This window comes from Streptococcus toyakuensis (genome assembly GCF_024346585.1).
GTDB lineage: Bacteria > Bacillota > Bacilli > Lactobacillales > Streptococcaceae > Streptococcus > Streptococcus toyakuensis.
In genome coordinates, this window is sequence record NZ_AP024523.1 from 146,194 (window position 1) to 159,190 (window position 12,997).

General features: G+C 41.3%; 10 protein-coding genes. 5 read left to right on the plus strand and 5 right to left on the minus strand.

What is annotated here, in order from left to right; translation table 11 throughout:
* Positions 1-12: 12 nt before the first annotated feature.
* The 3 genes from STYK_RS00720 to STYK_RS00730 all read left to right on the plus strand — a co-directional run bounded on the left by STYK_RS00720 (position 13) and on the right by STYK_RS00730 (position 3,080).
* Positions 13-243 carry a hypothetical protein gene (locus STYK_RS00720; protein ID WP_000832184.1) on the plus strand — a complete coding sequence of 77 codons (231 nt, stop codon included), beginning with the start codon at positions 13-15 and terminating at the stop codon, positions 241-243.
* Positions 244-397: 154 nt separating this feature from the next.
* The gene (gene aspS, locus STYK_RS00725) at positions 398-2,161 is read left to right on the plus strand and encodes an aspartate--tRNA ligase (protein WP_261805059.1); all 1,764 of its coding nucleotides are present in this window, start codon (positions 398-400) and stop codon (positions 2,159-2,161) included.
* Positions 2,139-3,080, plus strand: a complete 942-nt coding sequence (locus STYK_RS00730; protein ID WP_261805060.1) for a YitT family protein — start codon at positions 2,139-2,141, stop codon at positions 3,078-3,080. The genes aspS and STYK_RS00730 overlap by 23 nt, the downstream gene beginning before the upstream one ends.
* Before the next feature lie 28 nt (positions 3,081-3,108).
* Here STYK_RS00730 and STYK_RS00735 read toward each other — a convergent pair whose 3' ends face one another.
* The 5 genes from STYK_RS00735 to STYK_RS00755 all read right to left on the minus strand — a co-directional run bounded on the left by STYK_RS00735 (position 3,109) and on the right by STYK_RS00755 (position 8,570).
* The gene (locus STYK_RS00735; RefSeq protein WP_261805061.1) at positions 3,109-4,095 is read right to left on the minus strand and encodes a LacI family DNA-binding transcriptional regulator; all 987 of its coding nucleotides are present in this window, start codon (positions 4,093-4,095) and stop codon (positions 3,109-3,111) included.
* 9 nt (positions 4,096-4,104) lie between these two features.
* Entirely contained in the window at positions 4,105-4,905 is an 801-nt protein-coding gene (locus tag STYK_RS00740) for a DUF1189 domain-containing protein (protein WP_153199358.1), read from the minus strand.
* A 145-nt stretch (positions 4,906-5,050) separates the two neighbouring features.
* On the minus strand, positions 5,051-5,893 hold the full coding sequence (locus STYK_RS00745; protein WP_261805062.1) for a sugar ABC transporter permease: 843 nt from the start codon (positions 5,891-5,893) through the stop codon (positions 5,051-5,053).
* Between the two features lies 1 nt (position 5,894).
* Complete coding sequence (locus STYK_RS00750; protein ID WP_020902369.1) at positions 5,895-7,187, minus strand: carbohydrate ABC transporter permease; 1,293 nt, start codon at positions 7,185-7,187, stop codon at positions 5,895-5,897.
* A gap of 111 nt (positions 7,188-7,298) precedes the next feature.
* Positions 7,299-8,570: an extracellular solute-binding protein gene (locus tag STYK_RS00755; RefSeq protein ID WP_261044098.1), complete on the minus strand. Its 1,272-nt coding sequence runs from the start codon at positions 8,568-8,570 to the stop codon at positions 7,299-7,301.
* Between the two features lie 485 nt (positions 8,571-9,055).
* Here STYK_RS00755 and malQ point away from each other — a divergent pair, with 485 nt between their 5' ends.
* Both malQ and glgP read left to right on the plus strand, forming a co-directional pair.
* Positions 9,056-10,573, plus strand: coding sequence for a 4-alpha-glucanotransferase (gene malQ / locus STYK_RS00760; RefSeq protein WP_261805063.1), 1,518 nt, complete (start codon positions 9,056-9,058; stop codon positions 10,571-10,573).
* Positions 10,574-10,598: 25 nt separating this feature from the next.
* Complete coding sequence (gene glgP, locus STYK_RS00765; RefSeq protein ID WP_261805064.1) at positions 10,599-12,857, plus strand: glycogen/starch/alpha-glucan family phosphorylase; 2,259 nt, start codon at positions 10,599-10,601, stop codon at positions 12,855-12,857.
* The last annotated feature ends 140 nt before the right edge of the window (positions 12,858-12,997 follow it).

Here is a 12,997-nt window from a genome sequence, read left to right on the forward strand (position 1 = left end):
TCAGGAGGTCACATGAAACGAGTAATTTTATTAGCAGTGATTCAGGCAGTCGTTCTATTTTTCATCATTGGAGCGCTAGCTTATGCCTTTAAGGGCGATTTCTTCTACAACTATCTAGCAGTTGTATTTGCTCCTATTGCAGGTGTCTTGCGCTTTGGGACAGCTTACACAACGGAAATTGTCTTGCCTCGAAAGGCAGCTGAAATTGCTGAAAAACGTAAAGCAGGCAAAAATTCAAAATAAAAGAGTCCGGTGAAGTTCATCGGATTTTTGTATCAGCGCTAATTTTTAGAGTCTTCACTTGATTTTTAAAGACTGGCAAACTTTTCTGATGATTTTCATGAAGAGCCTGCGCTTTTATGGTAAAATAGTAACAGAATAAAAGAGGAGAGAAACAATGAAACGTAGTATGTATGCTGGTCGTGTTCGTGAGGAACACATCGGACAAGAAATGACCTTGAAAGGATGGGTTGGCCGTCGTCGTGATCTTGGTGGTTTGATTTTTATCGACCTTCGTGACCGTGAAGGAATCATGCAGTTGGTTATCAACCCTGAAAAAGTATCTGCAGAGGTCATGGCAACAGCTGAGAGCCTTCGTAGTGAATTTGTTATCGAGGTGACAGGTCAGGTCGCTGCGCGTGAGCAAGCTAATGATAAGTTACCAACTGGTGCAGTTGAGTTAAACGTGACAGCTCTGACAGTGCTTAATACAGCTAAGACAACCCCATTTGAGATTAAGGATGGGATTGAGGCCAATGACGATACACGTTTACGTTACCGTTACCTTGACCTTCGTCGTCCAGAAATGTTGGAAAATCTTAAACTTCGTGCTAAGGTGACCCACTCTATCCGCAACTACTTGGATGAGTTGGAGTTTATCGACGTGGAGACACCATTCCTTTCTAAGTCAACTCCTGAAGGGGCGCGTGACTATTTGGTGCCATCTCGTGTTAATAAAGGGCATTTTTACGCTCTTCCTCAAAGTCCACAAATCACGAAACAGCTCTTGATGAATGCTGGTTTTGACCGTTACTACCAAATCGTTAAATGTTTCCGTGACGAGGACTTGCGTGGTGACCGCCAGCCTGAGTTTACCCAGGTCGACTTGGAAACATCTTTCCTTACTGAGCAAGAAATCCAAGATATCACAGAAGGTTTGATTGCGCGCGTGATGAAGGAAACAAAAGGCATTGAAGTCACTCTGCCTTTCCCTCGTATGAAATACGATGATGCGATGGCTCTTTACGGTTCTGACAAGCCAGATACCCGTTTTGACATGTTACTTCAGGACTTGACAGAAGTGGTCAAAGGTGTAGACTTCAAAGTCTTTTCAGAAGCACCTGCTGTAAAAGCCATTGTGGTCAAAGGAGCTGCGGACAACTATTCACGTAAAGACATCGACAAGATGACGGAAGTAGCTAAACAGTATGGTGCCAAAGGTCTTGCTTGGGTCAAGGTAGTTGATGGAGAATTAAACGGACCAGTTGCCAAGTTCTTGACAGACATCCAAGCAGAATTGACAACAGCGCTTGCTCTTGAAGATAAGGACTTGGTTCTCTTTGTGGCGGATACGCTTGAAGTGGCCAATGCAACACTCGGTGCCCTTCGTGGACGTATTGCCAAAGAGCTTGATTTGATTGATAGCGATAAATTCAACTTCCTTTGGGTGGTTGATTGGCCAATGTTTGAATGGTCTGAAGAAGAAGACCGTTACATGAGTGCCCACCATCCGTTCACCCTTCCACAGGAAGAGACTGCTCACGAATTAGAAGGTGATTTGGCTAAGGTTCGTGCCATTGCTTACGATATCGTCTTGAACGGTTATGAGCTTGGTGGTGGTAGCCTTCGTATCAACCAAAAAGACCTTCAAGAACGCATGTTCAAGGCTCTTGGTTTCTCAGCTGAAGAAGCAAATGACCAGTTTGGTTTCCTTCTTGAAGCCATGGACTATGGTTTCCCACCACACGGTGGTTTGGCTATTGGGCTTGACCGTTTTGTCATGCTCTTAGCAGGAGAAGAAAATATCCGTGAAGTTATTGCCTTTCCTAAGAACAACAAGGCAAGTGATCCAATGACACAAGCTCCTTCAACAGTAGCTCTCAAACAACTAGAGGAACTCAGCTTACAAGTAGAAGAAGATGAAACAAGCAAAACGAATTAAGCGGTGGCGCTATTATCTGCGCCGCTTTGCTCATCAGATAAAAATTTTACGTGTCTTACAAAGCATCTCTCGCGAAAAATATGATGAGAAGATTTCGGCCTCTCTGGTCTATGGTTTTTTATCAGCAGTAGCGGTCAATTTCTTTTTCCAACCAGGGCATGTGTATTCGAGTGGTGCGACAGGTCTGGCACAGATTATCTCTGCCTTGAGTAATCACTGGTTTGGTTTTCATATTCCGATTTCGCTGACCTTCTACGCCATTAATTTTCCTTTGATGGTCTTGGCTTGGTATCAGATTGGCCATAAGTTCACCGTCTTTACCTTTATCACGGTATCCATGAGTTCCTTCTTTATCCAGTTTGTCCCTGTAGCAACCTTGACGGAGGATCCCATTATCAATGCCCTTTTTGGGGGTGTTGTCATGGGTTTGGGGATTGGTTTTGCTCTTCGCAACAATATCTCCAGTGGTGGGACCGATATCGTCAGTCTGACCATTCGCAAGAAGACGGGTAAGAATGTTGGTAGTATTTCTTTCTTGGTAAATGGGACCATCATGCTGATAGCTGGTTTGACCTTTGGTTGGAAATACGCTCTCTACTCTATGATTACCATCTTTGTCTCTAGCCGTGTAACAGATGTAGTCTTTACCAAGCAAAAACGCATGCAGGCCATGATTGTGACCAATCATCCAGACAAGGTTATTGAAAAAATACATAAAAAATTGCACCGCGGAGCAACCATGATCCACGATGCAGAAGGAACCTATAATCACGAAAGAAAGGCAGTTTTAATCACTGTCATTACACGTGCAGAGTTTAATGAATTTAAACAGATTATGAAACAGGTGGATCCAGGCGCCTTTGTCTCTGTATCTGAGAATGTTCATATTCTGGGACGATTCGTTGAAACAGAAAATTAGTAACCAAAAAACCAGCTCGAGCTGGTTTTTATTTTTCGATAATTTTGTGGGCAATCAACTGACGGTAACAAATTTGTTTATTGCTTTTAGCATCGCTGATAATCTGGAGGATAGTTTCAAAGGAAACACGACCAAGCTCCAAACTATTGATATCGACATAGGCTGCCAAGTTTAGCTTGGGATTGACTGAGTCGAAGCTGAGGACAGGGACATCCAGTTGGTGTTTTGCGATGTAATCACAGATCCCTGCAGCAAGGAGACTATCAGTTGTAATGATAGCATCAATCTGTGGGTCATGCTGAAAGAGGAGTTGGCTAAACTGATATCCTTTTTCCTCTAGGAATTCATTTGCAAAGTAGGTCAGATTTCCGTCCATAGGCAGTTGGTAATGTTTAAGCGCCTGTTCATAGCCTGTTAAACGGTCTTTGGTCACGAAGAGCTTTTTACTTCCTCCGATAAAGGCAATGCGTTTGCAGCCTTTTTTGATAAAATATTCGGTTGCATCAAAACCAGCTTGGACATTGTCATTGTCAACAAGAGGGATAAAGGGTGAAATGGATTTTCCTAGGATGAGGAAGGGGAACTGCTCATCAGCAACTAGTTTGACCAAGGGATCTTCCTCTTCGGCATAAAGGAAAATCAAACCATCCACACGTTTACCGTAAACCATCTGTGAAATCGCTTTAAGTCGCTCTTTTTCATCTTTACCTGTTGCAATCTGAATAGCATAGTGGTTTTCAGAAGCGACTTGAGCGATACCACGGAGGACAGATGGGAAGAAGGGATTTTGATAGAAGGCGTCTGAGTCGTCAGGAAGGACCAAGCCGATAACTTGGGTATAACTACTTACCAAGCTACGAGCGTTGAGGTTGGGGTGGTAATTGAGCTCCTTCATAGCCTTGCGAACGCGTTTTTTAGTTTCGTCGCTAATGGTTGATTTATTTTGAATAACACGGGTTACGGTTGAAGGTGAAACACCAGCAGCCTTGGCCACATCTTTAATCGTAACGGGCATAAAAATCTCCTATTTATGATAATCTGGATCACGGAAATGCGTTTTATAAAAAATAGTGACCAGATATAGAACAAAAAGAATGTTTTGTATAGTGATGAGGGTTGTCATATTTTGGCCAAATAATCCCAAAATAAGTGTAATCAGAGTTGGTAATCCTAAACAGTTCAAGATAAAATGGTAGCACTCTTTAAAGGTCCTAAATGAAAAGAGGCGTGATTTCTTAGTGATATAGAGGAGAAGACTCGCTCCTAGAGAGACGATAAAGAAATTCAAACCAAAGAGGAAGCTCGCACCGAGAACTAGAAAGAGACTGATATAGACACGATTCTGCTGGTACCAGTCTTTAGAAATGGCTTGGGTCAAGCTGTCTTTACTTTTGAAACTCTCAGTCTGAATCGCTCGGTAAGAGATACGGGTCAGCTCTTTACTTTCCTTGCTGATGACTAGCTCATTCGTATCGAAATGCAGTTGCAAGTTCTTAGGTAATTCCTTGCTTTGACTTGGACCGATCACAATAGAAGGGGCTTGACTAGCTGTTCCTGTATAAGTTAATTTGCCATCAACAATTGTAGCGTGTTCAGAGAGATCCTGTACAACCTTATCTGTCAATGGTTCATAGACATTATCGATAAAGGTTTCTAGCGGATAAGTCTCCTGTGAGCTGTTTTGGATGGCAATAGGTACCATAGATAAGCTGATAAGGAAGATACTGGTAAAGAGAAGCTGAAACCAGTTGAGTCCGAAACGTTTGGACAGGGGCTTACGAAATCCCCAAATACTTGAAAAATATGAAAATGGATATGGAAGCATTTGTATCTTTCTAAAAGGTGTTTTCTATATGAGTATTATTATATAGAGAAATGTACTTTATTTCAAGTCTAGGAGACAAATTGCTTGCTACAAGGATATTTTTACAGTAACAAGTTTTAAAATGAAAAAGGGTGGCGGGGATATATTATCCCTTGTCGCCACCACTTGTAAGTCCTGAAACAAAGTTCTTTTGTAGGAAGAAGAAGAGAATACAGATTGGAAGGGCGATGAGGATAGCACCTGCTGAGAAGTAGGCAATCTTCAAGTTCTTCGCATTGTTGACGAAGGTTTGGAGACCAACGGCAACAGTAAAGTATTCTTTCTCACGAAGCAAGAAACTAGAGAGGATGTAGTCCCCGAAAGGTCCCATGAAGGCCCAGAGAGCTTGTACGGCAACCATTGGGCGAACAAGTGGAAGAACAATTTGCCAGAAGCGACGGAAGTGTCCTGCACCGTCTAGTTTTGCAGATTCGTCTAGAGACATTGGCACTGTATCGAAGTAGCCTTTCATGAGCCAAGCATTCATCGGGATACCACCACCAACGTATAGGAAGATGAGGAACCAGCTGTGGTTAAGGGCGTTCAACATAAGCGCCATAACGAAGAAGGCTGTCAAAGCGGCCATGGTTGGCACCATTTGGATAATCAAGAAGAAGACCAAACTTTGTTTACGAGCCAAGAAGTTGTAACGGCTGTAGGCATAACCAGCAAGTACGATAATACTTGTTTGAACTGCCATGGTAACCAAGGCGATGATCAAGGTATTGAGATACCATGTACCGTATAGGGTTTCAGTAAAGAGTCCTTTAAAGTTATCAAAATTGAAGTTGATGTTCGTATCGAGTTTAAAGGCTGCGACGTTACCTGCTTTAAAGGCTGACATGATGGTAATCAATAGTGGATAGATGATGATAATTGATAGGCCGATCAAGTAGAGATAAGTAAGGGTTTGAGTCAGTCTACGTTTGAGTTTAATTGAGTTATTCATCTTAGACGTCCTCCATATCAAATGCGTGTAGTTTCTTGAATGCGATCATAGAGATTGAGATGACAATGATAGAGATAATCAAGGTAACAGCTGCCGCCATTGAGTATTGAGGAGATGTACCTGTTGTCAAACGGTAGATCCATGAGATCAAGATATCAGTTGAACCAGCTCCACCACCGACACTACCAGGTCCTCCACCATTGAAGAGGTACATGATAGAGAAGTTGTTAAAGTTGAAGGTGTATTGACTGATCAAAGTAGGTGCCGCAACAGCTAAGATCATTGGGAAAGTGATGTTGCGGAATTTTTGCCAAGCATTGGCACCATCAATATAAGCTGCTTCGTAAAGGTCGTTAGGAATAGATTGCAAGATACCCAAAGTCAAAACGTAGATGTATGGGAATCCAAGCCAACCTTGCATCATAATCAAGGCAATCTTAGTCCAAGTTGGGTCTGTTTTCCAAGGAATAAGAGCACCATCAAGGAAAGGAAGGAATTTAGCCAAGATTGGCAATACTTGAGTGTTGATAGCACCAACACTATCGTTAAACATGTTTGAGAATGTCAAGATAGTGATGAAGGCTGGAACAGCCCAAGGAAGAAGGAAAATAACACCAAAGATACGTTTTCCTTTGATAAATGGTTGGTTAGCAATGATAGCTGTGAAGATACCAATCACGATCTGTAAAGTTGAGGCAGATAAAGCCCAAATGATAGTCCAAGAAAGAACGGCACCAAAGGCTGAACGGAAGGTACTCAAGCTCCAGATGTTTGTGAAGTTAGTTAAACCAACCCAGTCCAACAATTTGTTTGGTGGCAAGTGTTGGAAGTCATAGTTGGTAAAGGCAATCATCAAGGTTACGATAACTGGGAAGATAATCGCAAAAGTCATGGCAACATAAGATGGAATGATCAAGAGGTAAGGGAAGCCATTTTCATAGATTCCTTTGACCATTTCTTTAAAAGTAAGAGCTACTGGTATGCCATTGTTAATGTGTTTAGCAGTTGTATGTGCATCCTTGATATTTGCGAAATAAAAGAGTACATAAACGACTACAAAGATTAAATGGAAGGCACCACGAATCAGCATAAAGAGGGAATTATCACGACCTGGTTTGTCACCAAGAGTGATAAGATTGCTCAATTCAGGGGCTGCAAGTGCTAGGAAGTAGAGGACAAATACAAGGGTTACACCAAGGAAGATAAAACCTTTGGCTTTTTGTTTATTGTAAATCTGTCCTAACCCAGGAATGATAGACAGCAGGGCTGCTTTACTAGGTTGTTGCTTTTCCATAATAACTCCTTTCATAGGATACTGGTTTCTAGTTAAAACCCAAACTATATATGTTTTCTATTGATAAATTCAAAGGGGGATTTGAATTCCACCCCCCTTGAACAAATTTTTTTATTCACCAAATTTTTGTTTGATTGTTTCTTTGATCAATGTTACAGCATCGTTAGCAGCTGTTTTCGCATCTTTCTTACCACTTACAGCATCGAAGAGCATATTTTTCGCTGGATCCCAAACTGCAGACATTTGAGAGATGTTTGGCATTGGTTGAGCGTTCTTGAACTGTTTGATAACAGCTGTTGTCAACTCATCGTTTTTACCTTCAGCGTATGAACGAGCCTCAGTGTTAGCTGGGATTTCGTTAGTTTTATCGTATAATACTTTTTGTTGTTCAGTTGAAACAAGGAAGTCTACAAATTTTTGAGAAGCTTCAAGGTTCTTAGTGGCTTGAGGGATGACCCAAGCTTTACCACCACCGAAGGCAGCATATTCTTTTCCATTTGGAAGAGTAGGGATAGTCGCAACACCGTAGTTTACTTTAGCATCTTTAAAGGCTTGAGCTTTCCAAGGTCCGTCGATGATAGCAGCTGTTTTACCTTCTTGGAAATGAGTTTGAATTAAGTTTCCAGAACCTTCTGTATCTTGCATACCTTTAGGCCATTTTTCATACCAAGATTTAGCGTAGTTGATACCTGTAATTGAACCTTCGTTTGCAAGACCGATATCTTTAGGATTTTTACCGTTATCGCCAAATACATAAGCTCCGTTACCAGCAAGAAGTCCGTATGCATAGTAGAAGTTTGTCCAGTCAGCTAGGAAGGCAGTAGTTTTGCCGTCTTCACCAGCGAAGGCATATTTGCTATCTTTAGCAAGGTTTTCTAAGTCAGCAAAAGTTTTTGGAGCTTCTTTTATCAAGTCTTTGTTGTAGTACATAACTAGTGACTCGATAACGGCTGGAGCACCGTAAACTTTACCGTCAGCAGCTGTTACAAGAGATTTAGTTTTATCATCTGTTTTAGCGCTGTCGCTCAATTTCACTTCTGAAAGTTGTCCGTCAGTACCGAGGCTACCTACACGGTCGTATGGAGCCATCATAATGTCAGGGACATTACCAGATTGGTTGTCAAGAGAAAGTTTATCAAGACCTCCTAGAGCATCACCAGTTTTAAGAGTGACTTTTACTCCAGTTTCTTTTTCATAAGCTTTAGCAACTTCTTCAATATAGCTCTTATATCCCTCGTCTACATATACAGTGAGTTCTTTCGCTTCAGATGAACCAGAAGCAGCAGGTTTATCAGCAGTTTTGCTTCCGCAAGCTACCAAAAGCAAGCTAGCGAGTGTAGCAGTTCCAAGCACAGCAGCGCTCTTCATGAATTTAGATGACATAGTGTATTCCTCCTAAAGAATAACAAATTTTATAATGAGGAAACGCAAACGTTTTCCTTTATGGGACTAGTATAGCACAAATAGAAAACGGTTGCAAGTGTTTTTTGTAAAAATTTTAAAAAAATTTCACGGAAAGGGTAAGCGTTTTATTTGCTTATAATAGAAGAAAAGTTAGAAAATATATTTTCATGATTTTACTGAAATTATTTAGGGAAACGATTGCCTAGATTTTGAACAAAAAATAAATTGATCTAGACCAAAGATAGGCTAAGTTGAGCCTTCTATTTGTAGTTGAAGAAGATTTTGTAAATAGAAAAGGAAAATGTATATGTATACATAAAGAAGGACAAGTTTTTTTAAAAAAATAATCAAAAAGTTTCTTAAAAACGCTTGCATTTGTCGGGGAAATACGCTATAATTATCTTAACGCAAACGTTTGCGCCCAAAAATGAAAATTTAAACTACAAATACACGAGGTGTTGTTTATGAAAAAACGTCAAAGTGGTGTGTTGATGCACATCTCTTCTCTTCCAGGAGCTTACGGAATCGGATCATTTGGTAAAAGTGCTTACGACTTCGTTGATTTCTTGGTTCGTACCAAACAACGTTACTGGCAAATCCTTCCATTAGGAACAACTAGTTACGGAGATTCTCCTTACCAATCTTTCTCAGCCTTCGCAGGGAACACTCATTTTATCGATTTGGATATCTTGGTGGAGCAAGGTTTGTTGGAAGCAAGTGACCTTGAAGGAGTTGACTTTGGTAGCGATGCGTCTGAAGTTGACTATGCTAAAATCTACTATGCACGTCGTCCTCTTTTAGAAAAAGCGGTGAAACGTTTCTTTGAGGTCGGAGATGTTAAAGATTTTGAGAAATTTGCTCAAGACAACCAATCATGGCTTGAGCTCTTTGCTGAGTATATGGCTATTAAAGAGCATTTTGACAATCTTGCTTGGACAGAATGGCCAGATGCAGATGCTCGTGCTCGTAAAGCTTCAGCACTTGAAAGCTACCGTGAGCAATTGGCAGACAAGTTGCTTTACCACCGTGTGACTCAATACTTCTTCTTCCAACAATGGTTGAAATTGAAAGCCTACGCTAACGATAACCATATTGAAATCGTTGGGGACATGCCAATCTACGTAGCGGAAGATTCAAGCGATATGTGGGCAAATCCACATCTCTTCAAGACAGATGTCAACGGTAAGGCGACTTGCATCGCAGGATGCCCACCAGATGAGTTTTCTGCAACTGGTCAGCTTTGGGGTAACCCAATCTATGACTGGGAAGCAATGGACAAAGACGGCTACAAATGGTGGATTGAACGCTTGCGTGAAAGCTTCAAAATCTACGATATCGTTCGTATCGACCACTTCCGTGGCTTCGAATCTTACTGGGAAATCCCTGCTGGTTCCGATACAGCAGCACCTGGTGAGTGGGTCAAAGGTCCTGGCTACAAGCTTTTTGCAGCTGTTAAGGAAGAACTTGGTGAGTTAAACATCATCGCTGAAGACCTTGGCTTCATGACAGATGAAGTTATTGAGTTGCGTGAACGTACTGGATTCCCAGGAATGAAGATTCTTCAATTTGCCTTCAACCCAGAAGACGAAAGTATCGATAGCCCACACTTGGCGCCTGCTAACTCAGTTATGTATACAGGAACACACGATAACAACACGGTCCTTGGTTGGTACCGTAACGAGATCGATGATGCGACTCGTGAGTACATGGCTCGCTATACTAACCGTAAAGAATACGAAACAGTGCCACACGCTATGCTTCGTACAGTCTTTTCATCAGTTAGCTTCATGGCAATTGCAACTATGCAAGATTTGCTAGAATTGGATGAGACAGCTCGTATGAACTTCCCATCTACCCTTGGTGGAAACTGGTCTTGGCGTATGACTGAAGATCAATTGACACCAGCTGTCGAGGAAGGTTTGCTTGACTTGACAACAATCTATCGCCGAATCAATGAAAATTTGGTAGAATTAAAGAAATAATACAATATCAGGAGACACCTTAAACATGTTATCACTACAAGAATTTGTACAAAATCGTTACAATAAAACCATTGCAGAATGTAGCAATGAAGAGCTTTACCTTGCTCTTCTTAACTACAGCAAGCTTGCAAGCAGCCAAAAACCAGTTAACACTGGTAAAAAGAAAGTTTACTATATCTCAGCTGAGTTCTTGATTGGTAAACTCTTGTCAAACAACTTGATCAACCTTGGTCTTTACGACGATGTCAAAAAAGAACTTGCTGCTGCAGGTAAAGACTTGATCGAAGTTGAAGAAGTTGAATTGGAACCATCTCTTGGTAATGGTGGTTTGGGACGTTTGGCTGCCTGCTTTATCGACTCAATTGCGACTCTTGGTTTGAATGGTGACGGTGTTGGTCTTAACTACCACTTTGGTCTTTTCCAACAAGTTCTTAAAAACAACCAACAAGAAACAATTCCAAATGCATGGTTGACAGAGCAAAACTGGTTGGTTCGCTCAAGCCGTAGCTACCAAGTACCATTTGCAGATTTTACTTTGACATCAACTCTTTACGATATTGATGTTACTGGTTATGAAACAGCAACTAAAAACCGCTTGCGTTTGTTTGACTTGGATTCAGTTGATTCTTCTATTATTAAAGATGGTATCAACTTTGACAAGACAGATATCGCTCGCAACTTGACTCTTTTCCTTTACCCAGACGATAGCGATAAACAAGGTGAATTGCTCCGTATCTTCCAACAATACTTCATGGTTTCAAACGGTGCTCAATTGATCATCGATGAAGCAATCGAAAAAGGAAGCAACTTGCATGACCTTGCTGACTACGCTGTTGTACAAATCAACGATACTCACCCATCAATGGTTATCCCTGAATTGATCCGTCTTTTGACTGCACGTGGTATCGAGCTTGACGAAGCAATCTCAATCGTTCGTAGCATGACTGCCTACACTAACCACACAATCCTTGCTGAAGCCCTTGAAAAATGGCCTCTTGAATTCTTGCAAGAAGTGGTTCCTCACTTGGTACCAATCATTAAAGAATTGGACCGTCGCGTGAAAGCAGAATACAAAGATCCAGCTGTTCAAATTATCGATGAGAGCGGACGTGTTCACATGGCTCACATGGATATCCACTACGGATACAGCGTTAACGGAGTAGCGGCACTTCACACTGAAATCTTGAAAAATTCTGAGTTGAAAGCTTTCTACGACCTTTACCCAGAAAAATTCAACAACAAAACAAACGGTATCACTTTCCGTCGTTGGCTCATGCATGCTAACCCAAGCTTGTCTCACTACTTGGATGAGATTCTTGGAGACGGTTGGCACCATGAAGCAGATGAGCTTGAAAAACTTTTGTCTTATGAAGACAAAGCAGCTGTCAAAGAAAAATTGGAAAGCATCAAGGCTCACAACAAACGTAAATTGGCTCGTCACTTGAAAGAACACCAAGGTGTAGAAATCAATCCAAACTCTATCTTTGATATCCAAATCAAACGTCTTCACGAGTACAAACGCCAACAAATGAACGCTTTGTACGTGATCCACAAATACCTTGACATCAAAGCTGGTAACATCCCTGCTCGTCCAATCACAATCTTATTTGGTGGTAAAGCAGCTCCAGCCTACACAATCGCTCAAGATATCATCCACTTGATTCTTTGCATGTCAGAAGTTATTGCTAACGATCCAGCAGTAGCTCCACACTTGCAAGTAGTTATGGTTGAAAACTACAACGTTACTGCAGCAAGCTTCCTTATCCCAGCATGTGATATCTCAGAACAAATCTCACTTGCTTCTAAAGAAGCTTCAGGTACTGGTAACATGAAATTCATGTTGAACGGAGCTTTGACTCTTGGTACTATGGACGGAGCTAACGTGGAAATCGCTGAGTTGGTTGGCGACGAAAACATCTACATCTTTGGTGAAGATTCAGAAACTGTTATCGACCTTTACGCAAAAGCAGCTTACAAATCAAGCGAATTCTACGCTCGTAAAGCTATCAAACCATTGGTTGACTTCATCGTTAGCGATGCGGTTCTTGCAGCTGGAAACAAAGAGCGCTTGGAACGTCTTTACAATGAATTGATCAACAAAGACTGGTTCATGACTCTTCTTGACTTGGAAGACTACATCAAGGTTAAAGAACAAATGTTGGCTGACTACGAAGACCGTGACGCATGGTTGGATAAAGTTATCGTTAACATTTCTAAAGCAGGATTCTTCTCATCTGACCGTACAATCGCTCAGTATAACGAAGATATCTGGCACTTGAACTAAGATACAAGATTTATACTAATACACTTTCCTATAAAGCGAATTTCGATTGAAATTCGCTTTTTTTGAATGCTGTGGATTTGGGTCAATCTTGTCTAAAAACAGACAAATCCTAGATACAGTGAAGGTTTAGAAATGCTGGT

Coding starts and splice junctions, on each gene's coding strand:
- STYK_RS00720 (WP_000832184.1), top strand. CDS start 13: ATGAAACGAGTAATTTTATTAGCAGTGATTCAGGCAGTCGTTCTATTT.
- aspS (WP_261805059.1), top strand. CDS start 398: ATGAAACGTAGTATGTATGCTGGTCGTGTTCGTGAGGAACACATCGGA.
- STYK_RS00730 (WP_261805060.1), top strand. CDS start 2,139: ATGAAACAAGCAAAACGAATTAAGCGGTGGCGCTATTATCTGCGCCGC.
- STYK_RS00735 (WP_261805061.1), bottom strand. CDS start 4,095: ATGCCCGTTACGATTAAAGATGTGGCCAAGGCTGCTGGTGTTTCACCT.
- STYK_RS00740 (WP_153199358.1), bottom strand. CDS start 4,905: ATGCTTCCATATCCATTTTCATATTTTTCAAGTATTTGGGGATTTCGT.
- STYK_RS00745 (WP_261805062.1), bottom strand. CDS start 5,893: ATGAATAACTCAATTAAACTCAAACGTAGACTGACTCAAACCCTTACT.
- STYK_RS00750 (WP_020902369.1), bottom strand. CDS start 7,187: ATGGAAAAGCAACAACCTAGTAAAGCAGCCCTGCTGTCTATCATTCCT.
- STYK_RS00755 (WP_261044098.1), bottom strand. CDS start 8,570: ATGTCATCTAAATTCATGAAGAGCGCTGCTGTGCTTGGAACTGCTACA.
- malQ (WP_261805063.1), top strand. CDS start 9,056: ATGAAAAAACGTCAAAGTGGTGTGTTGATGCACATCTCTTCTCTTCCA.
- glgP (WP_261805064.1), top strand. CDS start 10,599: ATGTTATCACTACAAGAATTTGTACAAAATCGTTACAATAAAACCATT.